Genomic DNA, 23,413 nt, shown 5'->3' on the forward strand with positions numbered 1-23,413 from the left:
CTTTACTGAAGATGAGAAAGAAATGTTATCCACTCTACTTAAACGAATGATTAGTAAAAGTGAGACGATGTCATATGAACAATAAGGCGATCGGAGTCATGGATTCTGGGGTTGGTGGATTAACAGTTGTAAAAGAACTCGTACGACAACTACCGAGAGAAAAGATCGTATATTTTGGGGATAGTTTAAGATGCCCATACGGTGAACGATCGAAAGAAGAAGTGTTATCGTTCACGAAAGAAATATATAATTTTTTAAGTCGTAAAGATATAAAGCTGTTTATCATTGCTTGTAACACAGCGACTGCTCTCGCTATTTCTGAAATTAGAAAGATGATAGATATCCCAGTCATCGGTGTTATTAAACCAGGATCAAGACGTGCATTACAAATTTCAGACAATGACAATATTCTCGTCTTATCTACGCGAGGTACGATGCTTTCACATAAATATAAGTCGACGATACAAAAGATTAATAAATCAGCAATCGTCACAGAGCATGCGTGTCCAGATTTTGTACCACTCATCGAGGCATTTAATTATAAAAATGCTGATATACGAGATAATGTAATTCACGAGACATTAAAGAGCGTTAAAGACACAAATGCAGATACAGTAATTCTCGGTTGCACTCATTATCCGCTAATCAAACAGGCGATTGATGATTATTTTTCAAATGAAAAACATATCGTCGATTCTGGATTAGAGACTGCGAGAGACGTCAGTACGTTACTAGAGTTTAAAGAGTTACTCAGTTCAAACGACGATGAGATCATACACGAGATTTACGTTCACGGTGACCATCAACAATTCGAAAAGATTTTAAACGAATGGATGCCGAATTTTAAATATACGATTCAATCAGTACAATTATAGGAGTATTTTATGAGCAAAATAGTAATTGCAAGTGGTAATAAAGGTAAAATTAATGATTTCAAATCAATTTTTAAACAGTTCGAAGTCGTTGGGATTCAATCTATTTTAGAAGATTTTGATCCTGTAGAAGATGGTGAAACGTTTAAAGATAATGCTTTAATAAAAGCATTAGAAGGTGCAAAACGTACGAATCTACCTGTAATCAGTGACGATTCAGGATTATCAGTAGAAGCGTTAGAAGGTGCTCCAGGAGTAAGATCTGCACGTTTTGCTGGAGATGACGCGACTGATCAAGAAAATAACAAAAAGTTATTACAATTAATGAAAGGTGAAGAAAACAGATCCGCATACTTTACTTCTGTTATTGCGGTCGCATTTCCGGATGGAACAGCGTATACGTATGAGGGCGTTGTATTCGGTGAAATATTAGAAGCACCAGTTGGCACTAATGGATTTGGATACGACCCGCTCTTTCAAACGTTAGATGGTAAAAAGTTTGGCGAGTTATCGACAGATGAAAAATCTGAGATTTCCCATCGAAAACGTGCCATCGACAAGTTATTAGAAGATGAAAACTTATTTAATAGACTTCAAAGTTAGGTGAAATAATGAAAGTATTAATCGTCAGTGATAACCATAGAGAAAAGACAATGATTGAAAAATTGCCTAAAGAAATAGATGCTGATCTATACATCCATCTCGGTGATAGCGAACTATCATCAGAAGATGCTCTACTCGAACCGTATGAGTATGTTAAAGGAAATACGGATTATGATACGAGTTTTAGAACTGAACAATTATATGACGGACTTATTTATTTTACACACGGTCATTTATACCACGTAAATCGTGATCGAAATTTACTCGCTTCAAAAGCGAAAGCACTCGGTGCAATTTATGCGTTATATGGTCATACGCATATCGCTAAAGTAGAAAAAATTAATGACGTTTACTGTATAAACCCAGGATCAATATCCGCTTCTAGAAGTTCTGAGCCAGAAACATATGCAGTATTAGACACTGAAGAGAAAATCGTAACGTTTTATAAAAGAGACGGAGAAGTGTTAAAACAAGTCGAACTCGAGTGAATCAATGAAACACGTATAATTATAAAAAAACATGTTGACATTTAGACGTGCCATTTATTATAATGGTTATTGTGTTCATTGATAGGTCCCGGTAGCTCAGCTGGATAGAGCAATGGCCTTCTAAGCCATCGGTCGGGGGTTCGAATCCCTCCCGGGACGTCTACAAACCTTATAGATATAGGGTTTCAACCAGTTTGGTGGCAATCTGGTGGCAGTTATGAAAATAACTGCCTTATTTTTTTGCCTTGTTTTTCCTTATGCTCATCTAATAAATGGGAATAAACTTCTAAAGTCATTTTAATTGAAGAGTGGCCAAGACGTTTAGAAATATATTCGATTGGTATATCTTTTGATATTAAATAACTACAATGTGTGTGACGTAAAGAGTATATTCTTCTGTGTTCTTCCACACCGATATCTTTTAGTGCTTTTTTAAATGATTTCATTGCTGCATTATTTGAGATTTCAAATAACTTTCTATTTAGTTTCTTCGGTTGTGAATGATACCAGTTTTTTACATGTTCAATATCATCATAATTCAATTCGATGATTCTATCGGAACTGATAGTTTTTGTCCCGGGTAAATGAATTGTTCCGAGTCCATGTGTTAGGTCGTTATACGTCATATTGTTCACTTCACTAAATCTAGCACCAGTAATAGCTAACATAAACAGTAATACATAAGACTTCTCTGAACGCTTTCTAAAATATTCGATTAAATCTAGATATTGTTCTTCAGTTAGAAATTTATCTTCTTCTTTCATTGCATTTTCTGTTGCGTTTATTTTCACTTTATAAGTTGGATCAACTTCCAAATAACGCTCATACACGGCATCTTTTATGGGTTGACGTAAACAATTGTTTAACTTCTTTACGGTTTCATACGTGTGTCCTTTAGAGTATTTATTGATAAATAATTGATACTCTGAACGTGTAATATTTTTAAGTAGTTTATTCTCTCCAAATTCTTCAATAAAATAACGTAATGAACGTTCATACCATGCGTATGCGCCTTTAGATAGCGACTTCTTATCATTTACTTTGAGCCACTTTAGATAGTAGTCCTTGAACGTTATTTCTGTGTCTATCGTGTTATCATTAACTATCTCATCCACATGCATGTGTGCTTTTCTTAGTGCTTCTGTTTTCGTTTTAAAGCCAGACCTACGATAACGTTTGCCGTCAATGTGGAATGTATATCCCCACGTATTGCGGTCTTTACGTTTACTTGCTTTAATTTCAGAGATATTCATTTTTTAGCCTCCTTAAATATGTTTAACGGTTCAAATTGAATTAAATAATTTTTATGTTTTACCTCCGTCCCATATATCTTTTTATATTCTTCAATTACTTTATTGAAATAGGAACGATCTATTTCTAAATGCATACACATTCCATAGATATCTCCCCACAAACCTAACTCATAGCATTCAATAAGCTTATGAAGCGGTACTACTAAATGATGTGCATATCGTCTAGCTACAACTTCTTGTTTCATGTTGTTGATATGTTTATAGTCTGTGATATCTCCACTTGACGTGAGATAGTGCGCAACTTCTTCAGCAAGAATAGGAGTAGCGTGGTAATAATTTATTAAATTAGTATTTAAATAAACCTCATCACGACAAGTCAGTCCTTTCAATTTATCAGGCATATTCATGTAAGTAATTTTCATACCTGGAATTAAGTTTTCAAGTTTCTCATATAAGTTCATAAAGACACTCCTTTTGAGAACGTATGTTCGTGTTTGTTGTTAAAAATATATAAGGGGTAGTGATTACCCCTATATATTATTCGTGCTCTTCGTAATCTGTGCCTACAGTGTCGTAATAAATGAAAGGTGCTTCTCCATCGTAGATTTTAGTTTTAACGTGTTTATTCCCTTTTAGAACTGGATGTGTAATAACACCATCGGCTGTTGTATATAAACCATCGTTATCATATGTTGGCCAGTTTGTAGGATTAATCTTTTCAACTGTTTCTTGTTCATAATAAACAGCAAGTACCCATTGTTTAGTTTCGTTACCGTATTGATCTACTAAAGGAATTGCCAGTCTGAATAAAGCTCCATTTTCTATTTCATTTTGATGTTTTTTAAATTCATTAGCCATATCATAAGAGAAAGTACTTGTGAGAGTATTCTCTGTTAATGTACTAGTTTTCATTTGCTCAAAAACAGTAACACCTTCATCGTTTTTGTATACTTTTATTTCTTCTGCTTTCTTTCGTTCTTCTTTTTCTTTAGCTTCTTTCTCTTCCTTAGCTTTCTTTTCGTCTTCTTTAGCTTTCTTCTCTTCTTCTTTCTTTTTCTTTTCTTCTTCTCTAGCTTGCTTATCCTCTTCGCGTTGTTTTTCTCTTTGTTCCTGCGCTATTTTACGTTCTTCTTCTTTTTGTTGTTCTTCTTCTAATACTTCCCCGAAAGCAAAAATGTTAACTATTACAGAGAAGGCAATTAAACCTGTAATGATCCATTTAACAGCTTTGTTCCAACTCGTATATTTCCACATGAGGAATAATCCTACAGGGAAGAAAATAATTATAGATAAAATAATAAACCATGTTTCTTGATAAAATTTCTTGTTTTCCATTTTTATCCCCCAAAATAATATATTATGTAATTATTTACGCTTGTTCTTAACAAACTCAATAAAATTAAGTATCTCGTCCATTTCCTCATCAGTAACATCATCGTCTATGTGCGCTGCGATGACATCAGATTTGTTTGAGGCTACTTCGTTAGTATTGACGGGATCTCTGAAAGAATCAACGTCATATCCTAACAACCAAGCTTCTCCAACATCTAAAGTTTTAGCTAATAAAAATATTCTATCCTGGTCTGGAGACTGAACACCATTGACATATTGAGAAAGAGCACTCTTACTCATATTGATACCATAAATCTCTTGATAATTTTTAGAGTCATTTAATATATCAATTTGTTTCAAGTTTCTGTGTTTCATGATTTCTTTCAATCTGTCTGAAGTAGTTTTCCTCATTATATGTCACTCCCTTCTAATTACATTTTACAATACGTTGAATTTATGTTCAATATAAAAGTTCATAAAATATGAATTTAATAATTGACTATGTTCATTTGATAGTATAATATAATAATTAGTTCACGTTACATGAACTGAAAGGAGGAATGAAATGTACAAAGATTACTCAAAGTTAAATGGGGCTATTATAGAAAAATTTGGCACTCAATACAACTTCGCTAAAGCAATGAATTTATCGGAACGTTCTATTTCATTAAAACTTAATGGTAAAGTTACTTGGAAAGATACGGAAATAATTAAAGCTAAAGAACTACTAGACATACCTGTTGAAGAGATTCATTCATATTTTTTTAACTATAAAGTTCACGTTTTATGAACTTAAAAGGAGAGTAAATAATGCAAGAATTACAAATTTTTAATTTTGAAGAATTACCAGTAAGAACATTAATGATTGAAGACGAACCATATTTTGTAGGAAAAGATGTAGCTGGAATTCTTGGCTATTCAAATTCGAGAGATGCTCTTAATAGACACGTTGATAAAGAAGACAAGGACGTCGTGAAACTCGACACCCTTGGTGGCAGACAAAGTCAAAGTGTAATCAACGAATCAGGATTATACAGTTTAATCTTCTCATCAAAGTTAGACAGCGCTAAAAGATTTAAGCGTTGGGTCACTTCAGAAGTTTTACCACAAATTAGAAAACACGGCGTATATGCTACGGAAAGTAAAATTGACGACATTTTAAACGATCCAGATAGCTTTATCGAGTTACTAGAGAACTTTAAAGAAGAGCGTAAACACAGATTAATGGCAGAACAACAGGTATTAGAGATGAAACCTAAAGCTGATTATTACGACCAAATTTTAAAGAGTAAGAAGCTTATCGCAATTAGCCAGATTGCAAAAGATTATGGAATGAGTGCGCAAGCGATGAATAAGCTACTGCATGAATTAAAAGTTCAATACAAGCAAGGTGGCCAGTGGTTGCTTTATCAGAATCACGCAACTAAAGGTTACACATCTTCAGAAACTCACCAGTATAAGAAGAAAGATGGAACAGAAGACTTCCAGTTACTAACTAAATGGACTCAAAAAGGACGTATTTTCCTATACGAGTTATTAAAACATGAAGACATTCTTCCATTAATAGAGAGGGAGTAAGGAGTGATTGATGTGTTAGCAATTGAAAAATTAGATTATTTAATCGAAATGAATAAAGAAATGACGTTAAGGCTTAGAAAGTTAGAACAATCGAAGTACCAAGAGTACGCAGATTTAAAAGAATTCGCACAAATCTCTGGATTGAGTTATTCAGATGTGAAAGAAAAGTTAATGACTAACGATGATTTCCATAGAAGATGCGTAAGAAGATTTGATAACAGCCGCAAGTACTATATCCATGTAGAAAAGGGACTTTCATTTTTAGAAAGGGTCTTGATTTAGATGAAAAAAATATATATTAAAATTCCGATTTTTATTCCAAATAAAATAACCGATTTATATTTTGAAAAAATTATAGGTCACATTCACTGCCGAAAATGTGACCAGGTAAATCAATCTAAAAACAAGTTTTGTATTCAATGTGGAAATTCCCTCACCAAATAGATTGTCTCACTGTATCACTGACTAAATTGATGAGAATCGATTTAACACCAAGTTGAACATATTCAGCTGCTTTAGGCATGTATTTCTTATATTTTGCGACAGCCACGGGTGTATCTGGAGTATCGATTAATAAATCTGGAAATGTAGATTGAATTATATTTTTATGATCTTCTGACAAACTCTCATCTAAAGATAATATTTCCAGTGCATTTTCTAAAACTCTTTCAGTCCACGGATATGGATTACCACATTCATGACAAAACGATGGAGTTTTATATTCAAAGCCAATACTAACAACTCCAGGAACATAATAATCACCTTGAATATCTTTATTACAGTGTTCACAAACAGAAATAGTTTTTTCACCACAATCTTTACAAAATTTTCGATAGCCCGCATTAATACTCGATGCGACATGTCCGTTTAAACAAATAGTTGCATATTTGTAATAACCCATCAGATTCACCACCTTTCTAAAGGTGAGTATATCACTAAGGAGAGTGATCCACATGAAAGTATATACAAAAGCTATAAGCTTTCTTCTAATCTTTGCAATCTTGTTCGTACTTGCAGCTTACGAATATTTTGATAAACCAATTACGGACTGTCAACAATATGTAGAAATAAATGAATTAAACAAGGAGATGTGCCACGAATGAACGAAAGAGGACTAACACAACATTTATTCCCGAGAACTAAATCAAAAGAGAATTTGACTGTTGAAGAAATGAATAGACGATCTCAAGAAAAAGCAGATGTAGAAGAGTTAGCACATATGAGATACCTGAAACATTTAAACGAAGAGAATAAGCGAAATAGAACAGGAGCGAAGAACAATGATTTATAAATTAACCGTAAAAACTCATTCGAAGGTATATAACTTTTACATGGAAACTCACGAATTGATGAGATTTGTCGGTAGGTCGGATATGACAGAAGAATTTAAAATCGGAGAAATTACTATTATTCCAAGTGAAATAAAAGAGTTTACTGCAGAAAAGTATTATATGTCAAAAGTAACTGATGTAGATAAGGATGAATAAAACTCAATTTCGATTATTAAAAAACAAAAAGATTCAGACAGTGATAGCGCACCGCTGAATCAAGAAAGGATAAATATATATGAGTACATTATACAACTTAACAGACGATTATGTAAGAGTTTTAGAAATGATTGATGAGGGTGTAGACGAAGCGGTAATTCGTGACACGTTAGAAAGTATCGATGAGGCCATTGAAGTCAAGGCTGACAGCTATTCTCACGTTATACGAGAAAAAGAAGGCATTAACGAAATAAGAAGAAAAGAAATCAAAAGAATACAAGAGCTTATCAATCGTGATGACAAAGCAATTAAGTTGATGAAAGACAGTCTATACGAAGCGATGAAATACACTGGAAAGACGAAGTTTAAAACAGATTTAAACAGTTTCTGGGTGCAAAAGAATCCACCAACAATTGAAGTTACATCTGAAGAACATATACCTGAAGAATTCTTCAAGACTGAACGCAAATTACAAAGAAGAGATCTTATTAAGTATATGAAAGAGAACTCAATAGAAGGAGTAGAACTCAAACAGACGGAAGGCGTGAGAATTAGATGATAAAAGATAAATCAGAATCGATTAAACATATCAGTGAGGCAATGGCGAAGTTTCAAGGGGAAGTCACTCAACCGAAAAAAGATAAGACGAATCCTTTCTTTAAATCGAAATATGTACCACTCGAGAACGTAGTAGAAGTGATTACAGACGAAGCACCTAAACATGGTTTATCGTTTTTCCAGTCGCCCTGCAACGACGAACACGGACGTATTGGAATCTCAACATTAGTTACTCATCAAAGCGGTGAATTTATCGAGTTTGAACCGTTATTTATGAAAGCTGAGAAGAATAACGCACAAGGAAGTGGTGCTCTTATTACTTATTTAAGAAGATACACGTTATCGTCAATCTTTGGAATCACAAGTGACGAAGATGATGACGGAAACGCAACGAGTGCACCAACAAGACAAACACCACAACTAGCAAACGAACAACAACTAAAGACGTTAAAAGATGAGATAGAAGCATTTACGCAGAAGTTTGAACAAGCAACAGAAGAAACTGTATTAGATACGTTAGGCATTCAAAATATAAATCAATTAAACGTACAGCAAGTAAATAATGCTGTTAGAACATTAAAAGAATGGAGTAAACAAAATGATTAATTCTGTAAATTTAACTGGAAGATTAACAAAGGATCCTGAACTAAGAGTAAGCCAGAATAATGTTGCGGTCGGCAACTTTACACTAGCTGTAAACAGAAGTTTTACAGACCAAAATGGTGAGAGACAAGCAGACTTCATCAACTGTGTGTTATTTAGAAAGACTGCAGAAATCGCAAAACAATATCTATCTAAAGGTTCAATGGTAGGCGTTACTGGAAGGTTGCAGACACGTAATTATGAAAATAAAGAGGGGCAACGTGTATATGTTACAGAGGTTGTTGTTGAAAACCTTGCGTTTCTAGAAACAAAAAGCGACAACAATCAACAATCTAACAATAACTATAATCAACAATCTAACGTTAACGTAGGGCAGAATCCGTTTGGTAATCCTAAAAGTAATATCACTGATGAAGACCTGCCTTTCTAACAAAACATTAGTTAAGGAGGAGATAACCAGTGACAGGTTGGATCACATTACACAGACAAATAAAAGAACATTGGTTATGGAACGAGGATAGACCATTCACAAAATTAGAGGCATGGCTAGATATTCTATTAATGGTCAATCATAAAGACAGAAAAGTTCTTGTAGACGGACAACTTGTGATTGTAGAAAGAGGTCAAAGAATTACAAGTTTAAGAAAACTTTCAGAACGTTGGAAATGGTCTAGAACTAAAGTCAACTCATTTTTATTAACTTTAGAACAAGACAATATGTTGGTTGTAAAAAAAGACAGTAAAAAGACAGTGTTAACCGTTGTAAATTATGACTTTTACCAAACCGACGAATATAAAAAAAGCCACAGAAAAGACAGTGAAATGACACTGAAAGGCCACAGAAAAGACGCTGAAATGACACTGAAAAACACAAACAACAATGATAACAATGATAACAATGAAATAACAATGAATAACAATGACAACAATGAAAATAAGAGTGTCGGGGTTACTTCTGAAAATATCAACCCTGATTATTCTGAAATCATAAAAGAATATAACAAGTTAGCATTTGGTCTTCCAACAGAAAGGACATATGAGCAAATAAATGAGTGGTTAAAGCTGCATAACAAAGAACTCATAATTCACGTTATGCAGTACGCTCATGATTTAGGTAAGCACAACTTATCATACGTGAATGGAATACTAAGGAATGCTAAACAGAAGCAAATAGAAACAGTCGCAGACTTTGAAGCAGAGAACAACCGCTTCACCGCTTCAAAGAGTAACTCATATGCAAACAGCTTAGAAGCAAGAATAGCACGTGAGCAAGTTAATCGAAAAGCAGAACGTGATAAGCAGAATATCAAGACGGTAATAGATCCGAATGAAGAATTGCCGTTCTAGGAGGATGTGCAATGGAGCAATTAAATATGGATAAGTTAAAGGACTATCTGCAAATAGATAAATCAGAGGTACTTGAAAACTATATCTGTGGTCAATGTAATCGCCCAGTGACTAAAACTCGTATTACTTATAAAAACGGTAAGACATCAACGAAAGAAACCGGATGTGTATGTAGGCACATTAAAGAAGCTGCAGAGGTTAAAAAGATGCAAGATATTAAAAAGTATCACACATCTAGTATCATGCCAAAAGATTACGAAGAAAAGAAAGTAAACGGCTATCAAGCAAACACAGATAGTCAAAAGCAAGCGAAAGAGTTAACAGTGAGCTTTATTATGAATGCTGAAGCGGTAATTGAAGCGGGTCAAGGAATCCTGTACAAAGGAACATTTGGAACTGGAAAGACACATCTCGCACTGGCAATTCGTAACTACTTAGCAGATAACAATTACAAAGTATTATTCGTGACGCTACCAGACTATCTAGAACGCATTAAAGAAGGCTACAACGGCGCGAAAGACAGCAGAGCGTTACAAATGTCCTATAACATTCAAACGCTCGCTAGAACGGCAGATTTGCTTATTTTAGATGATGTTGGGGCGAACAATATGACTAAGTGGGCGATAGAGCAGTTATTTCTACTTGTAAATGCACGTAAAGGTAAATCGACGATATATACAACTAATTTAAATACAGATGATTTTATCGGTGATAGAGATCTGCATCGGATATACTCACGCATGCTGGAGAATAACCGTGAGATAGAGATATATGGGCAAGATAAACGTAAGAATATGAACAACTTCAAATTTTAGAATGGGGATAATATGAGGCGCTTAGAGATTAAACCGCAGTACACAAAAATAGCGACTCAAATCTTGTTTAGTGATAGACCAGTTACTAGACAAGATATCGAGTCGCTCGACTTATTCAACTCACATCATATAGACAATATGATGCAGTTGGAAGAGGGAGAATTATCGCTTCTGATACTAGATATTATAACACGTAAAACAGAAATATCATTTTAGAGGTGATTACTATCAGAAGATTAAGCAAGCACAAATATAACGCAAGGAAAATTGAAGTAGATGGTATTCGATTTGATTCGAAGGCTGAAGCGGATTACTACCTGTACTTGAAATATTTACAGTCGATTAACGAAGTGAGGTCGTTTTACCTTCAACCTGTAATTAATCTATTACCAAGTTTTAAATATAACGGTAAGACTATTCGCAAGATGGATTACAGACTCGACTTTAAAGTTGAGTATATGGACGGAAAGATTGAATACATCGATGTCAAAGGTATGGCCACGACAGATGCAAAAATGAAATTGAAGATTGCAAGGTACTTAAATCAAGATAAAACAATTAAATGGATCAGCAGGAGTTACAAACATGGAGATGACTTCGGTTGGGTGGAATACGACGAACTGCAACGTAAACGACGTTTAGAAAAGAGGAGACAACGTGTGGACTAGAATCCATAAGGAGACATTTTTGGAAGTTATTAACGGTGATGAAGTGACAGAAGTAGATTTAACAAAAGACGTATTAATGCAACGCTATAAATTTGCGAAAGAAGTTGCGAGAACGCCTTCAGGATATGAATTTAAGTATCTCACATTAGATAAAAAGAAAGAGATAACTATGGATCTAATACATGCACCGAAATATAAGAAACGCACTGTTAAAAGTAGACACAATGAAGGCTTTGAAACGTGGGTGACAAGGATATATGCAAACTAAAAAACAAACAGATATATTTGATTACTTAAACGAACCGACAGATGACGAAGTAATCGACAATACGATAAGAATATCTAAGCCGCTTCGATTCGGAGAGTACAAACGCGAAGAAATACATTTTACATCACAAAAAGCTAGAGAGAAATACTTAAAGACGTTAGACATCGCAGTACATCGAAAATCAAAATTTAAAGATGGTTTAGAGTATATCGTGTTAAAAGGATAGGGGGAATTAGAATGAGCATACCTACTGAGATAAAAGGAATTAAACTCACACCGACAGAAAGATACAAATTTGCAAAGAATAACTTAACACGATCTATAGTGAGTAAGCGAATATCTTACGGAATGAAAAGAGAAAACCTTTTTGAGCCACGCATGAATAATCGTAAATTAAAGTTAGACGGCAAAGAAGTAACTGACGACATGCTTAAATTAATTCATAAAAACGGATTATCGATAGACCGTGTAAAAAATCGACTATACTACGGTTGGTCACTAGAACGGGCGATAAATACTCCAGTGAACAAGAGGAAAAGTCCTAACTACGAAGGTGACAAATACGAGCATGACGATACAGAACTGAAAAAGAAAATGAAGAAAAGTGAAATCATCGAAGTGATTGGACGTATTAAATACTTAAACAATCAACCAGATACGATAGTACCATATGTAATACCTTTAGGACTAAAGCGTAGATCTAAAGAGTACGGCATAGATATTAGTACAGTTAAGGAGCTTGAAGTATGAAACAGAAGTTTTTCGCTATATACAAGGGAGACGAGTTGCTAATAATTGCTGACACAATCGAGGAGTGCGCGGAATACTTAAATGTAAAAATAGAGACAGCGAGATTCATAAGCTATGCAGCACATCACAAACGTACAAGCTTTAATACACTTAAAATATTTAGATATGAGGTGGATATAGCGTGACAAGGATTACACCAATTAGAACAAACAGTCTAAACGGAGGCATACAAAAAATATATAAATTTGATAATGGTTATGGTGCTTCTGTTATAAAAAATGCTTTTAGTTATGGGTGGGGAGATGATTTGTGGGAGCTCGCAGTCATAAAATTTAAAGACGCATTCGATTGGGAAATAGTTTACGACACTGAAATAACAGATGATGTAGTCGTATATTTAACAGAAGATGAAGTTCAAAAAGTATTAAAGAAGATTAGGGAGATAGAAAAAGATGAATATACAATATAAATTATTAACAGCTACAGCAAAAGAGCCAACACGAGCACATTCAACGGATGCAGGCATTGATCTATTCACTGATGAGGAGTTCACGCTAGCATCACAAGAAAAGCGTGTGATTAAAACAGGTGTCGCAATTAATATACCAGAAGGTTATGTTGGGTTACTCACAGGACGCAGTGGAATATCATCTAAGACCGACTTAGTCGTTACGCTAGGTATTATCGATAGTGGTTACCATGGGGATATAGGTATCAACGTGAAGAATGATTCGTTGTATCGTTCGTATACGATTAAACAACACATGAAGTTAGCACAGTTATTGATTGTACCAATAGCTACACCATACTTAACATTAGTTCAAGAGTTTGATGAAACGACAGAACGCAACACTAAAGGATTTGGGAGTAGCGGAGAATAGGAGTGTAGCAGATGTACGATGTTAAAGATTACTTAAATCAAATCAGATTTATTAATCAAGAAATAAAATCAAGAGTCGATGAACGTAACGAATTGAAGGATGCAATTACTATTAAGTCACCGAGATTAACTGGCAACAAAGTACAGGAATCAGGGAGTCTAAACTACGATGATAAGTATATGAAGTTCATTGAAGCATCAGAAGTAATCAATGTGAAAATAGATGAGATGATTAATCTAAAGATGCAAATATCAAATGAAATAGATAGTTTAGATAAACCGGAACATAGACTGATACTAAGACTAAGATACATTAATCTTAAATCGTATGAAGAGATATCAGTTGCAATGTGCTATGACATTAGGCAAATACACAGAATGCATGGAAGTGCATTGCAAGAGTTTGTCAGTAAATGTCATAGAATGTCACAGGCTTAACAGATATAATGTTACTATAGAAAATTATTCTATAGATTCATTGGTAGGCTCCTTGAATTAATCCAGAGTGCTAGTAACTTACTAGCGCTCTTTTTTATTAATATGAAACACAGGAGAGCAAGGCTCCTTCTAGATGTTGTATAGCTTTTAATTATTTTTTTCTATGCTGCTTTAGGTTTGTGGCGTCTATGTCCCTTTACGTTTGATCCATTACGCTTGTGACGTTTGACTTTAACAGTCATTGGACCTCTACGTTTAGGTTTACACTGGCACTTGCCTTTAGACTTGGCCATTATGCAACACCTCCTAGTATTTACTAAGAAGTGATAGCGCCTTGTTCCTGTGTCTTTTAATTATATCAAATTAAAATAAGCTAATAGCGTGAGAGTTGGTGGTATATGAGATGATGAGTAAATTAAATAATAGACAACGTGCATTTGTTGATGAATATATCATCGACATGAATGCCACACAAGCTGCTATTCGTGCTGGATATAGTGAAAAAACAGCAAGGTCTCAAGGACAACGACTGTTGACACATGTTGACATTAGCCAAGCCATTAGTGAACGTATGAAACAGAAGACAGAAGAACTGATTATGAAGCAAGACGAAATACTTGTTCTCTTGTCGGAACAAGCAAGACGTGAAGCGATAGATCATCAAGTTGTATCTGTAGAAAAAGCGTCTTATGACGATAACGGTAACTATTTAGGAATCGAAAAAACTGCAGAGATAGTAGAGACACCCACACAAAATAAAGATGCAATACGTGCTTTAGAATTACTTGGTAAACGCTATGGAATGTGGACTGATAAACAAGATGTAAATGTAACAGGTTTGGTGAGTTTCCATGACGACATTGATTAAACTATCAGAGTTAATTCCAGAAACATTTCATGATTTGTGGAGATGGACGAGAGACCAAGATGTACTTCATATAGTTGCTAAAGGTGGACGTGGTTCAGGCAAGTCATCAGACATCAGTCACATCATTGTACAGTTAATTATGCGCTATGCAGTCAATGCTGTGTGTATTCGTAAGATAGATAATACACTCGCGACATCTGTGTTCGAACAAATTAAATGGGCAATCAATGAACAACAGGTCAGTCATCTGTTCAGTTATAAAACAAGTCCAATGGAAATCACATATGTTCCACGTGGCAACAAGATTGTATTCCGTGGAGCACAGAATCCAGAGCGGTTGAAATCACTAAAAGATAGCAAATTCCCGTTTGCTATTGGATGGATAGAAGAAGAAGCCGAATTCAAAACAGAAGACGAAGTGACAGTGATTACTAACTCATTACTTCGTGGAGAATTACCTAAAGGACTGTTTTACAAATTTTTTCACTCATACAACCCACCCAAAAGAAAACAGCATTGGCTAAATAAAAAGTATGGAGTGAGTCATCACCCAAGAAACACAAAAGTCCATCATTCTACATATATGGACAATCCGTATATTTCAAAAGAGTTCATTTCTGAAGCGAAATCAACAAAAGAGAAAAATGAACTTAGATATCGTTGGGAATACCTAGGTGAAGCTATCGGTAGTGGTATAGTTCCATTTGACAACTTAACGATTAGAAATATCACAGACGAAGAAATAGCTGCATTTGATAATTATAGAAACGGTGTTGACTATGGATATGCAACTGATCCTTTAGCATTCGTTAAGTGGCATTACGATAAAAAGAGAAACACTATATACGCTGTAGATGAATTATATGGTGTGAAAATAAGTAATAGACAGTTCGCTAAATGGTTGCATGAGAATAACTATCAAAGCGATAGAATTGCAGCTGAATCAGCTGAACCTAAGTCAAACGCCGAATTACGGTCAGAACATGGTATTAAGCACTTATATCCAGTTAAAAAAGGTCCAGATTCTGTTGAATACGGTGAAGAATGGCTCAATGATTTAACAGAGATAGTAATAGATCCTAAAAGAACGCCAAACATTGCGAAAGAATTTGAAACGATTGACTACAAGACTGACAGGGATGGTAACCCGCTTCCACGCTTGGAAGATAAACATAACCACACGATTGACGCCACACGCTATGCATTTGAAGAAGATATGCGTGGTAAAGACGTTGTAAAAATATTTAAAGGAGGATTGTAATGGAATTAATTATTCATCCTAAAAATGAAGAATTAACAGGGGAAAAGTTAAGAGAATATTTAAATATATACTATACGAGACTCCCACGATATATAAAGCTAATGAATATGTATCGCGGAGAGCATGAAATTCTTATACAAGATTCAAAACCAAATAACAAACCCGATAACCGTTTAGTTGTTAACTTTGCAAAATACATTGTTGACACATTGAACGGTTATTTTATTGGGAATCCGATTAAGACAGCTCATGAAGATGCGAGCATTTCAGATAAAATGAAAGAGATCGCTAAACGTAATAATCAGAATGATAACAACGCTGAGTTATCTAAGCTATGTAGTATCTATGGCCATGCATACGAATATCTTTATCAAGATGAAGATGCGAATACTCGTGTAACATATCTTAGTCCAGAAGAAGCATTTGTAATCTATGATGATACGATTCAACAAGATGTATTATTCGGTATATATCCAATGACAGACGAAGACAAGAAAGAGCATGGATACATTTATACTGATTACGGTAGACATTATTATTATTCAGATTCTAAAGGTCAACTATACATTGAAGATGAGTTTGAAGAACATTACTTTGGTGATGTTCCGATTATTGAATACATTGAGAACGCAGAGCGACAGGCAACATTTGAGAACGTTGAAACATTAATTAATGCTTATGACAAAGCTATTTCAGAAAAAGCGAATGATGTAGATTATTTTGCAGACGCTTATCTAGCTGTTCTTGGTGTTGAGCTAGATGACGAGACATTAGAGAACATTCGTAATAATAGAATTATAAACTTGAAAAGTTATGATCCAGGCGGTCAAAACGTTCACTTCTTAGACAAGCCTAATGCAGATACAACTCAAGAGAATTTAATCGAACGATTAGAGAAGTTAATATTTCAGATTAGCATGGTTTCTAATATTAACGATGAATCATTTGGTGCGTCATCAGGAATAGCGTTGCAGTATAAGTTACAATCGATGGAGAACTTATCACTAATGAAAGAACGTAAGTTCCAAGCGGGTATGATGAAACGATTCAAGATGATATTTAACATTCCTACTAACTTCCCACAGTCAAATAAAGATGATTATATTAACATCGACTTTTCATTCACTCGTAACATTCCTGCAAACGTTCTAGAAGAAGCGCAAACAGCCCAAATGTTATCAGGTATCGTTAGTGATTATACTAAGCTTAATACTCTATCTATAGTGGATAACGTGCAAGACGAACTAGAACGTATTGAGAATCAAGAAGCTGACTCTGCATTTAATATCTTTGCTGAATTAAACAAACCACTGGTGCAAGACGATGAGCAATTATTGGAATAAACGTGTTAAGGAGTATGTGAAGAGTCAAAATATCTCTGATGAAGAACTATCTAACCGCTTAATAAAGCATTATATTCGTACTTCAAATGAAATCAACAAACAGATTGGTGAATATTATCTTAAATACGGCGAAGATAACATCGTTGAATATAAGATGTTAATGGAAGACTTGAAAGACTATCCAGACGAGTTAAAGAAGCTTATCGAACGTACAGATGAGTTTATGAAAGATTATCCAGAGTATGAAGAATTAAGAGACATTCGTAACTCTATCTATAAACTTAATCGTCTAGAAGCTTTACAATATAGTACTCAAATAGAATTAATGAAGCTTGGCGCTATTGAGCAAAAAGAAATGGAACAACACCTTATTGATACATTTGGTAAAGCGTATTTGAATACAGCTAAAGAGTTAGGGTTAGGTAAGTCGTTCTTATCAATTAACTCAGCTGTAGCTAGAAATACAATATATGATAAATGGGTAGATGGTCGAAACTTTAGTGATAGAATATGGGCCAATAAAGGTAAGTTAGTAAATCAGTTGCAAACAACTATTCGTGACGGCTTCATACGTGGAGATAACTATAATTCATTATCTGATTTGCTTGTTAAACGCTTAGACGTAGGCTTTAGCGACGCGAAACGGTTAATATGGACCGAATCATCATTTGTTATGAACCAAGCAAGTGCACAGCCTTATATTGACGCAGGACATACGGAATATAGAATCAATGCGATCATTGACAATAAGACTTCGAAAATATGTAGACATATGCATGATGAAGTGTTCAAGTTTGAAGATAGAAAAGTAGGAATTAACTTCCCACCTTTTCATCCATGGTGTCGTACAATGATTGTTGGTGTAAGAGCACCACGAACGTTAGACGACATTAAAGATACCTCAGAAGAGAAACAGGAAGTAACTGATATTCCAGTAAAATACCGCAAATTCAATAACGTTGATGACATTAAACGTTATTGGAAAGAGAAAAAAGGGTATAATGAATGGAAGGATAATCTTAGTGAGAGAGATTTAAGTGCTATTGAAAGATACACTGGAAACGACTTTAGTTTTATTAATGAGATTCTAAGAGATGGTGTACAATCGAAATTAAATCAAGGTATTCCTCAATACAGTATTAATAATTACTTAAAATTAATTGAAGAAACTAAAGGAGCTATTTCAGGGTATACAGTCGAAGATGATATTAAGGTATTCAGGGGTATAAGAGGTTCTATTGAAAAAGGATACGAACCAAAAATAGGAGACGTTAAAGTTATAGATAAAGGGTTTATGAGTTCATCTTTATACGAAGATGTTACTAAGGATTTTATGGGTGAATCCAGCGTGTTATTTGAAATTGACATTCCTAAAGGTTCTAAAGTAGGAAGTTATATGGAAGATGTCTCTTTTTATGATAATGAATATGAATTTTTAATAAAACCAAATACTAAATTCAAAGTAAAAGAAGTAATTTCTGACACGAACCCGCAACGAATTAAATTGGAGGTGTATATAAATGACTAACGTAGAAAAATATATTATTAAACCTTTTGATGAAGCTAATGATGATGAAAAGAGATTAATTGGTCCACATATATTCGGGGACAATGCTTATGTATTTTTCAAGGATCAGGATATTATGTTTGATTATTTGGATGAATTAGGAATACCTCACCAAGAAGAGCTGAGAGTTGTTCAAAAGTATATCTATTCATATATAAAGGGAAGAGATAATAGACCGACTTTAGAAGAAGCGTTAAGTGTTATAAAAGAAATGAGAGATTCAGGCGGAAAAGGTCCATACAAGATAAAAGATAAGCACTCAATCAAAATTAAATTTGATTAGGTGCTATTTTTATGCCCAAAACATGCTTATGGCTTTAAACTGCGCAAGGAATACAGTCAAACAAGACTTTAAAAAGGAGAAAATAACTATGAAATTACCTTTAGATTTACAATTCTTTGCAGAAGTAGAAGATAAAAAATCTGATGTAGAGAATGAAAAAACAGAGACTACTGAACAAAATGAAGAGTCTAAACGCAATGATAATGAAAAACTTTACACTCAAGATGAATTAGAACAAGCGATTAAATCTCGTATGGATCGTGAGACGAAAAAACGAGAAAAGGAAATTGCAGAAGCTGAGAAACTCGCAAAGATGAATGAAGCGGAAAAGAAAAAGTACGAGTTTGAAAAGTTGCAAGAAGAGAATGAACGATTAAAAGCCGAGCAAAACAGATGGACACTTGGTAAAGAGGCAACTGTAATGTTGTCAGAACATCAAATTCAAGCGACAGACGACATTTTAAACTTTGTGGTAGGAAAAGACGCTGAGGAAACATCAGAGCGTGTCAAGGCGTTTGCTAAGCTTGTAGAGGATACTTCAAATGCATTAGTTCAAGATAAATTGAAAGGTAATGCACCAGTTAGACAAAAGTCGTCACAACCTTTAACACGTGACGACATTATGAAAGTTAAAGATCCATCAGAACGAATTAAACTTATTCAAGAAAATTCACATTTATTTAAATAAGAAAGAAGGAATTTTAAATGCCAGAACAAAATTTATCAACTAATTTAGGAAAAGCACTATCAATTGATTTCGTAGAACAATTCGGTCAACGTATGAAGACTTTACAAGAATTACTTGGGATTCAACGTACACTGCCATTATCTGCAGGGACATTAATTAAAACATATACTTCATCAGTAACACTTTCAGGGGAAGAAGTAGCGCCTGGAGCGTTAATTCCTTTATCTGAGGTCAAATTGGAAGAAGGCCCGTCACATGAATTAACTTGGGATAAAAAACGTAAAGCAGTTGCAATGGAAGATGTGCAAAAGTACGGTTTTGAATCAGCTGTTAACTTAAGTGATGCAAAATTCTTAAACGAAGTACAAAAAGGAATTAGAACAAAATTACTAAAGCAACTTGCTACTGGTACAGGAAAAGCTGAAGGCGCTGGTTTACAGCAAGTTATGGCTAAAAACTGGGCGGCAGTAACAGCTGCATTCGATGAAGATGATGTAGAAATCGTTTCATTCATTAACCCATTTGATGCAGGAGAGTACTTAGCTCAAGCTAACGTAACAGTTCAAACTGCGTTCGGTATGACATATCTTGAAGGGTTCTTAAACAACCGTGTTGTGTTTATGTCAGCAGATATTCCACAAGGTATGGTGTACACAACTGCAGCTAACAACTTAGTTGTAGCGTATGCTGATATGACGCAGGGAGCGATTGGTCAAGCGTTTGACTTCTCAAAAGACTCAACGGGTCTTATAGGGGTTACTCACGACATCAATAAACAACGCTTAACAGCAGAAACGATTACGGCTTACGGTGTAGTTTTATTTGCTGAACGTCTAGATGGTGTCATTGTAGGAACAATTGCACCAGAAGCTTAATAAAGGAGGTTAAATAAATGTATCCAGTATTAAGAGATTTTACTGATCCAGAGGACAAAGAAAGAACGGTCTACCGTAAAGGTGGTAAGTATCCACGAAAAGGCTACAAGCCAACGAAAGCACGTATCACACAATTACAAACTGACAAGAACAAGCAAGGTAAACCAGTAATTGGTGACGAAATCAAAGAATCTACTGCCAAAAAATAAAATAAGTAGGTGGTATAAATGCTTAACAGAGTATTAATCAGAAAACCAGATATTGATAATGATATTGCAGAAGAACTTATCAGAACTGCAAAAGACCGTATCAAACTGCGTGTTGGATACTATGAAGATGTGTTTCCAAGTGAATTAGAATCAATTGTGGTTGAAGTTGTATGTGCAATGTATAACAGAATGCAGTTAAATCAAGAAGGCGTTGACTCTGAACGAGTTGACGTCTTTTCTGTTAAGTTCATTGCTAACTTGCTTGATGAGTATGATGAAGAACTGGAAGCTTTTAAACGTAAAGTGCATGAAGAAGAACTTGAAGTGTCTGGACATGCAAAGTTGAGATTCTTATGAAGTTCTATCCAATGACTCTATATGGCAAGCAAGCGACTACGGAAGATGAACTTGGAAATCCTATCTATGAGCGACACGAAGTAGCAATAGACAAAGGCGCACTCACTCAGTGGACGAGAGACGATGTAGATATGCTAGGTAGATCATATACAGAAAATAATCGTAAGTTATTGACTCAAGCAAGCATTGAAGTACTATCCGCTTCAGAAGAAATTCACATTGACGGTGAAATGTATCAAATAGTGACTGTAGCACAAGACTTCATTCGTTGGAGATTATGCCACATTAGGAAGTTAAATCATGTCTACTAGATATGAATTAGCCGGTGCGGATGTACTGATTAAAGCATTGCAAGCAAAAGGAAATACGAATTGGGAGAAAATCACACAGAAAAACCTACTTGAGATGAGAGACAGAGCAATCACAAGCAGTAATCCTGCAGTTGGTGGTACTCCTGTTGATACATCTGAATTAAGACAATCAGCTAGTGTTGATTTTAATGTGTCTGGTTTCGGATATACGAAAGACTATGCACCACACGTTGAGTTTGGTCATAGAGAGTTTTTCTTTGGTATGCCAACTGGTGGTTTCGTTCCTGGACAATTCTTCCTAAAAAATAACTTACGCATTCAGAATGAACTCTATAGACATGACCTAGCAGAAGAGATGAGAAAAGGAGATTAACATGAGAAAACTATCAATAGTTGAAATACAGAAGTTGATTAAAGAAGTCATAGACGCGCATACAAACATCAAGTTTGTTGATGGTGTAGAAAGAGACCAACAAGCTCCATTTTGCTTTGTAGAAGTCTCTAATTCAGTTCCACAGAATAGCAAAACAATGTTTGTAACAATTTATAATCTCTCTATCCATCTTGTCTCTAAAACTGCACTATCGTCTATTGAACACGGTAAAAACATTCAGCAGATAGAAGAAGCATTGACATACAGATTAGTTTTACCTGGTACGTTTGAGGCATTTAATCAAACAGATACAAGTATCATGGCGAACTATCAAAATCCAAAGACTGGTGAGCGACATGCGGTCATTGGTTTAGCTTTATCAGTATCTTATGGTTTCAAATCTAAAATTTAAATAAAGGAATGATATAGAATGGCTTTTGAAAATAACTTATATTGTGATTTTTCAAATACTGCAACTAAAGCAGTGGCAGGTAAAGACATCTTACTTGCGATTTTCGACAACACTGGCGCTAATCTTTTAGCGATTGCCGGTCAACAAGGATTAACAATCAACCGTTCAGCAGACTCTTTAGAAGTCTCTGATAAAAATACTGGTGGATGGAAAGCAAAGCTACCAGGAATGAAAGAGTGGAGCATTGATAATGATGGTTTATATGTTGCTACAGATGAGTCTCATAAAGAGTTAGGAAAAGCATTTGATGAAGGTAACTTCGTATGCATCAAAGTAATTAACCAACGTGAGAAAAAAGCATTATTTGGTGGTCTAGCAATCGTTTCAGATTACTCACTAGAAGCGCCATATGACGATGCAATGACTTACTCTATTAGTTTAGATGGTAACGGAGCACTTGTTGATTTAGAAGGTCAGAACGCTAATCAAATGCCTGGCGAACCTGCTGAAGCTTAAATAAAGGAGAATATATATGTTATTAGTAAATGAAATGAATTATGATTTAAAACTTAATACTGGAAAAGTAAAACAGATTGAGCACGTTCTCGGAATTTCTTTTATGGCTGAACTACGCAAAAACGGTGGTATGTCGTCATTCGGATTTTTAGAAACTTCATTCGCAGTTGCATTGCATGATATCGATGAAGACAAGCCTGTTAAAGGTAAGAAAGCAACAGATGTGCTAAATGAAGCACTCAGCGAGCACGGTTGGGCGGAAGTGAATGCATTTGTAATGACATGTATTGAACGAGACTTAGGTTTTTTATTCCAGTAGAGTTAGTTAAATTTGAATACTTTTCTCAAGGCGAGTCAGATCCTGAGAAGGACAAACTTGCGAGACCTTTCACTTATGAACAGGGTCTCGC

41 protein-coding genes and 1 tRNA gene are annotated in these 23,413 nt (G+C 34.9%); 36 read left to right on the forward strand and 6 right to left on the reverse strand.

Annotation, left to right across the window (positions count from 1 at the left end; all coding sequences use genetic code 11):
• Positions 1–74: 74 nt before the first annotated feature.
• The 4 genes from racE to HMPREF3029_RS03365 all read left to right on the forward strand — a co-directional run bounded on the left by racE (position 75) and on the right by HMPREF3029_RS03365 (position 2,122).
• Positions 75–875: a glutamate racemase gene (gene racE / locus HMPREF3029_RS03350; protein WP_070709785.1), complete on the forward strand. Its 801-nt coding sequence runs from the start codon at positions 75–77 to the stop codon at positions 873–875.
• Positions 876–884: 9 nt separating this feature from the next.
• Entirely contained in the window at positions 885–1,475 is a 591-nt protein-coding gene (rdgB, locus tag HMPREF3029_RS03355; protein WP_070709787.1) for an RdgB/HAM1 family non-canonical purine NTP pyrophosphatase, read from the forward strand.
• A gap of 8 nt (positions 1,476–1,483) precedes the next feature.
• Complete coding sequence (locus HMPREF3029_RS03360; RefSeq protein WP_246830697.1) at positions 1,484–1,963, forward strand: metallophosphoesterase family protein; 480 nt, start codon at positions 1,484–1,486, stop codon at positions 1,961–1,963.
• 85 nt (positions 1,964–2,048) lie between these two features.
• A tRNA-Arg gene (locus HMPREF3029_RS03365) sits at positions 2,049–2,122 on the forward strand.
• 56 nt (positions 2,123–2,178) lie between these two features.
• Here the strand turns inward: HMPREF3029_RS03365 and HMPREF3029_RS03370 are convergent.
• The 4 genes from HMPREF3029_RS03370 to HMPREF3029_RS03385 form a co-directional block, all read right to left on the reverse strand.
• Positions 2,179–3,210 carry a tyrosine-type recombinase/integrase gene (locus HMPREF3029_RS03370; RefSeq protein WP_371327366.1) on the reverse strand — a complete coding sequence of 344 codons (1,032 nt, stop codon included), beginning with the start codon at positions 3,208–3,210 and terminating at the stop codon, positions 2,179–2,181.
• A gap of 2 nt (positions 3,211–3,212) precedes the next feature.
• Complete coding sequence (locus HMPREF3029_RS03375) at positions 3,213–3,677, reverse strand: hypothetical protein (RefSeq protein WP_070709793.1); 465 nt, start codon at positions 3,675–3,677, stop codon at positions 3,213–3,215.
• Positions 3,678–3,753: 76 nt separating this feature from the next.
• The gene (locus HMPREF3029_RS09220) at positions 3,754–4,551 is read right to left on the reverse strand and encodes a hypothetical protein (protein WP_070709795.1); all 798 of its coding nucleotides are present in this window, start codon (positions 4,549–4,551) and stop codon (positions 3,754–3,756) included.
• Between the two features lie 30 nt (positions 4,552–4,581).
• Positions 4,582–4,959, reverse strand: coding sequence for a helix-turn-helix domain-containing protein (locus HMPREF3029_RS03385; protein WP_070709797.1), 378 nt, complete (start codon positions 4,957–4,959; stop codon positions 4,582–4,584).
• Between the two features lie 154 nt (positions 4,960–5,113).
• On the opposite strand from HMPREF3029_RS03385, the gene HMPREF3029_RS03390 reads away from it, so the two are divergent.
• The 3 genes from HMPREF3029_RS03390 to HMPREF3029_RS03400 are packed head-to-tail and all read left to right on the forward strand — an operon-like array spanning position 5,114 to position 6,408.
• Positions 5,114–5,338, forward strand: a complete 225-nt coding sequence (locus HMPREF3029_RS03390; protein ID WP_070709799.1) for a DUF739 family protein — start codon at positions 5,114–5,116, stop codon at positions 5,336–5,338.
• A 20-nt stretch (positions 5,339–5,358) separates the two neighbouring features.
• Entirely contained in the window at positions 5,359–6,126 is a 768-nt protein-coding gene (locus tag HMPREF3029_RS03395; protein ID WP_070709801.1) for a phage antirepressor, read from the forward strand.
• Positions 6,127–6,138: 12 nt separating this feature from the next.
• On the forward strand, positions 6,139–6,408 hold the full coding sequence (locus tag HMPREF3029_RS03400; RefSeq protein WP_070709803.1) for a hypothetical protein: 270 nt from the start codon (positions 6,139–6,141) through the stop codon (positions 6,406–6,408).
• Between the two features lie 151 nt (positions 6,409–6,559).
• On the opposite strand, the gene HMPREF3029_RS03405 is transcribed toward HMPREF3029_RS03400, so the two are convergent.
• Positions 6,560–7,027: a DUF2321 domain-containing protein gene (locus tag HMPREF3029_RS03405; protein ID WP_070709805.1), complete on the reverse strand. Its 468-nt coding sequence runs from the start codon at positions 7,025–7,027 to the stop codon at positions 6,560–6,562.
• A 198-nt stretch (positions 7,028–7,225) separates the two neighbouring features.
• Between HMPREF3029_RS03405 and HMPREF3029_RS03410 the strand changes: the two genes are divergently transcribed.
• The 15 genes from HMPREF3029_RS03410 (at position 7,226) to HMPREF3029_RS03485 (ending at position 13,940) form a co-directional block, all read left to right on the forward strand.
• Complete coding sequence (locus HMPREF3029_RS03410) at positions 7,226–7,417, forward strand: hypothetical protein (protein ID WP_070709807.1); 192 nt, start codon at positions 7,226–7,228, stop codon at positions 7,415–7,417.
• A gap of 40 nt (positions 7,418–7,457) precedes the next feature.
• Entirely contained in the window at positions 7,458–7,613 is a 156-nt protein-coding gene (locus tag HMPREF3029_RS09365) for a hypothetical protein (protein ID WP_168165496.1), read from the forward strand.
• A 79-nt stretch (positions 7,614–7,692) separates the two neighbouring features.
• Entirely contained in the window at positions 7,693–8,172 is a 480-nt protein-coding gene (locus HMPREF3029_RS03420) for a siphovirus Gp157 family protein (RefSeq protein WP_070709811.1), read from the forward strand.
• Complete coding sequence (locus HMPREF3029_RS03425) at positions 8,169–8,777, forward strand: ERF family protein (RefSeq protein ID WP_070709813.1); 609 nt, start codon at positions 8,169–8,171, stop codon at positions 8,775–8,777. The genes HMPREF3029_RS03420 and HMPREF3029_RS03425 overlap by 4 nt, the downstream gene beginning before the upstream one ends.
• Positions 8,770–9,204, forward strand: a complete 435-nt coding sequence (locus tag HMPREF3029_RS03430) for a single-stranded DNA-binding protein (RefSeq protein WP_070709815.1) — start codon at positions 8,770–8,772, stop codon at positions 9,202–9,204. The genes HMPREF3029_RS03425 and HMPREF3029_RS03430 overlap by 8 nt, the downstream gene beginning before the upstream one ends.
• 29 nt (positions 9,205–9,233) lie before the next feature.
• Positions 9,234–10,121 (forward strand): DnaD domain protein, encoded by an 888-nt coding sequence (locus HMPREF3029_RS03435; protein ID WP_070709817.1) that lies wholly within the window; start codon positions 9,234–9,236, stop codon positions 10,119–10,121.
• An 11-nt stretch (positions 10,122–10,132) separates the two neighbouring features.
• Positions 10,133–10,936, forward strand: a complete 804-nt coding sequence (locus tag HMPREF3029_RS03440) for an ATP-binding protein (protein WP_070709820.1) — start codon at positions 10,133–10,135, stop codon at positions 10,934–10,936.
• Between the two features lie 12 nt (positions 10,937–10,948).
• Entirely contained in the window at positions 10,949–11,152 is a 204-nt protein-coding gene (locus HMPREF3029_RS03445; RefSeq protein ID WP_040929088.1) for a hypothetical protein, read from the forward strand.
• A 2-nt stretch (positions 11,153–11,154) separates the two neighbouring features.
• Positions 11,155–11,604 (forward strand): DUF1064 domain-containing protein, encoded by a 450-nt coding sequence (locus HMPREF3029_RS03450; protein WP_168165497.1) that lies wholly within the window; start codon positions 11,155–11,157, stop codon positions 11,602–11,604.
• Between the two features lie 19 nt (positions 11,605–11,623).
• Positions 11,624–11,872, forward strand: a complete 249-nt coding sequence (locus tag HMPREF3029_RS03455; RefSeq protein ID WP_070709822.1) for a hypothetical protein — start codon at positions 11,624–11,626, stop codon at positions 11,870–11,872.
• Positions 11,862–12,098 carry a hypothetical protein gene (locus HMPREF3029_RS03460; protein WP_070709824.1) on the forward strand — a complete coding sequence of 79 codons (237 nt, stop codon included), beginning with the start codon at positions 11,862–11,864 and terminating at the stop codon, positions 12,096–12,098. Before HMPREF3029_RS03455 ends, HMPREF3029_RS03460 begins: the two co-directional genes overlap by 11 nt.
• An 11-nt stretch (positions 12,099–12,109) precedes the next feature.
• A complete protein-coding gene (locus tag HMPREF3029_RS03465) occupies positions 12,110–12,622 on the forward strand; it encodes a hypothetical protein (protein ID WP_070709825.1) in 513 nt (170 codons plus the stop codon).
• 181 nt (positions 12,623–12,803) lie between these two features.
• Positions 12,804–13,091, forward strand: a complete 288-nt coding sequence (locus HMPREF3029_RS03475; RefSeq protein WP_210400777.1) for a hypothetical protein — start codon at positions 12,804–12,806, stop codon at positions 13,089–13,091.
• Positions 13,075–13,503, forward strand: coding sequence for a dUTP diphosphatase (gene dut / locus HMPREF3029_RS03480; RefSeq protein ID WP_070709827.1), 429 nt, complete (start codon positions 13,075–13,077; stop codon positions 13,501–13,503). The genes HMPREF3029_RS03475 and dut overlap by 17 nt, the downstream gene beginning before the upstream one ends.
• Positions 13,504–13,514: 11 nt before the next feature.
• Entirely contained in the window at positions 13,515–13,940 is a 426-nt protein-coding gene (locus HMPREF3029_RS03485) for a DUF1492 domain-containing protein (RefSeq protein ID WP_070709829.1), read from the forward strand.
• 161 nt (positions 13,941–14,101) lie between these two features.
• Here HMPREF3029_RS03485 and HMPREF3029_RS09675 read toward each other — a convergent pair whose 3' ends face one another.
• Entirely contained in the window at positions 14,102–14,233 is a 132-nt protein-coding gene (locus HMPREF3029_RS09675) for a hypothetical protein (RefSeq protein ID WP_256374322.1), read from the reverse strand.
• 98 nt (positions 14,234–14,331) lie between these two features.
• Between HMPREF3029_RS09675 and HMPREF3029_RS03490 the strand changes: the two genes are divergently transcribed.
• The 14 genes from HMPREF3029_RS03490 (at position 14,332) to HMPREF3029_RS03555 (ending at position 23,322) form a co-directional block, all read left to right on the forward strand.
• On the forward strand, positions 14,332–14,808 hold the full coding sequence (locus tag HMPREF3029_RS03490) for a terminase small subunit (RefSeq protein ID WP_144265400.1): 477 nt from the start codon (positions 14,332–14,334) through the stop codon (positions 14,806–14,808).
• Positions 14,792–16,069 carry a PBSX family phage terminase large subunit gene (locus HMPREF3029_RS03495; protein ID WP_070709831.1) on the forward strand — a complete coding sequence of 426 codons (1,278 nt, stop codon included), beginning with the start codon at positions 14,792–14,794 and terminating at the stop codon, positions 16,067–16,069. The genes HMPREF3029_RS03490 and HMPREF3029_RS03495 overlap by 17 nt, the downstream gene beginning before the upstream one ends.
• A complete protein-coding gene (locus tag HMPREF3029_RS03500) occupies positions 16,069–17,412 on the forward strand; it encodes a phage portal protein (protein WP_070709833.1) in 1,344 nt (447 codons plus the stop codon). Before HMPREF3029_RS03495 ends, HMPREF3029_RS03500 begins: the two co-directional genes overlap by 1 nt.
• Positions 17,393–18,940: a minor capsid protein gene (locus HMPREF3029_RS03505; protein WP_070709835.1), complete on the forward strand. Its 1,548-nt coding sequence runs from the start codon at positions 17,393–17,395 to the stop codon at positions 18,938–18,940. Before HMPREF3029_RS03500 ends, HMPREF3029_RS03505 begins: the two co-directional genes overlap by 20 nt.
• Entirely contained in the window at positions 18,933–19,262 is a 330-nt protein-coding gene (locus tag HMPREF3029_RS03510; protein ID WP_070709837.1) for a hypothetical protein, read from the forward strand. The genes HMPREF3029_RS03505 and HMPREF3029_RS03510 overlap by 8 nt, the downstream gene beginning before the upstream one ends.
• A gap of 88 nt (positions 19,263–19,350) precedes the next feature.
• On the forward strand, positions 19,351–19,950 hold the full coding sequence (locus HMPREF3029_RS03515; protein WP_070709839.1) for a DUF4355 domain-containing protein: 600 nt from the start codon (positions 19,351–19,353) through the stop codon (positions 19,948–19,950).
• A 17-nt stretch (positions 19,951–19,967) separates the two neighbouring features.
• Positions 19,968–20,825: a hypothetical protein gene (locus HMPREF3029_RS03520; protein WP_070709842.1), complete on the forward strand. Its 858-nt coding sequence runs from the start codon at positions 19,968–19,970 to the stop codon at positions 20,823–20,825.
• Positions 20,826–20,842: 17 nt separating this feature from the next.
• Positions 20,843–21,034, forward strand: coding sequence for a hypothetical protein (locus HMPREF3029_RS03525; protein WP_070709844.1), 192 nt, complete (start codon positions 20,843–20,845; stop codon positions 21,032–21,034).
• 18 nt (positions 21,035–21,052) lie between these two features.
• Positions 21,053–21,391: a phage head-tail connector protein gene (locus HMPREF3029_RS03530; RefSeq protein WP_070709846.1), complete on the forward strand. Its 339-nt coding sequence runs from the start codon at positions 21,053–21,055 to the stop codon at positions 21,389–21,391.
• Entirely contained in the window at positions 21,388–21,702 is a 315-nt protein-coding gene (locus HMPREF3029_RS03535; RefSeq protein WP_070709848.1) for a hypothetical protein, read from the forward strand. Before HMPREF3029_RS03530 ends, HMPREF3029_RS03535 begins: the two co-directional genes overlap by 4 nt.
• Positions 21,692–22,075, forward strand: a complete 384-nt coding sequence (locus HMPREF3029_RS03540; RefSeq protein WP_070709850.1) for an HK97 gp10 family phage protein — start codon at positions 21,692–21,694, stop codon at positions 22,073–22,075. The genes HMPREF3029_RS03535 and HMPREF3029_RS03540 overlap by 11 nt, the downstream gene beginning before the upstream one ends.
• A gap of 1 nt (position 22,076) precedes the next feature.
• Positions 22,077–22,487, forward strand: a complete 411-nt coding sequence (locus HMPREF3029_RS03545; RefSeq protein WP_070709852.1) for a DUF5072 family protein — start codon at positions 22,077–22,079, stop codon at positions 22,485–22,487.
• A gap of 18 nt (positions 22,488–22,505) precedes the next feature.
• A complete protein-coding gene (locus HMPREF3029_RS03550) occupies positions 22,506–23,003 on the forward strand; it encodes a phage major tail protein, TP901-1 family (protein WP_070709854.1) in 498 nt (165 codons plus the stop codon).
• A gap of 16 nt (positions 23,004–23,019) precedes the next feature.
• Positions 23,020–23,322: a hypothetical protein gene (locus HMPREF3029_RS03555; protein WP_070709857.1), complete on the forward strand. Its 303-nt coding sequence runs from the start codon at positions 23,020–23,022 to the stop codon at positions 23,320–23,322.
• Positions 23,323–23,413: the final 91 nt, after the last annotated feature.

Source organism: Nosocomiicoccus sp. HMSC059G07 (assembly GCF_001815515.1).
Lineage (GTDB): Bacteria > Bacillota > Bacilli > Staphylococcales > Salinicoccaceae > Nosocomiicoccus > Nosocomiicoccus ampullae_A.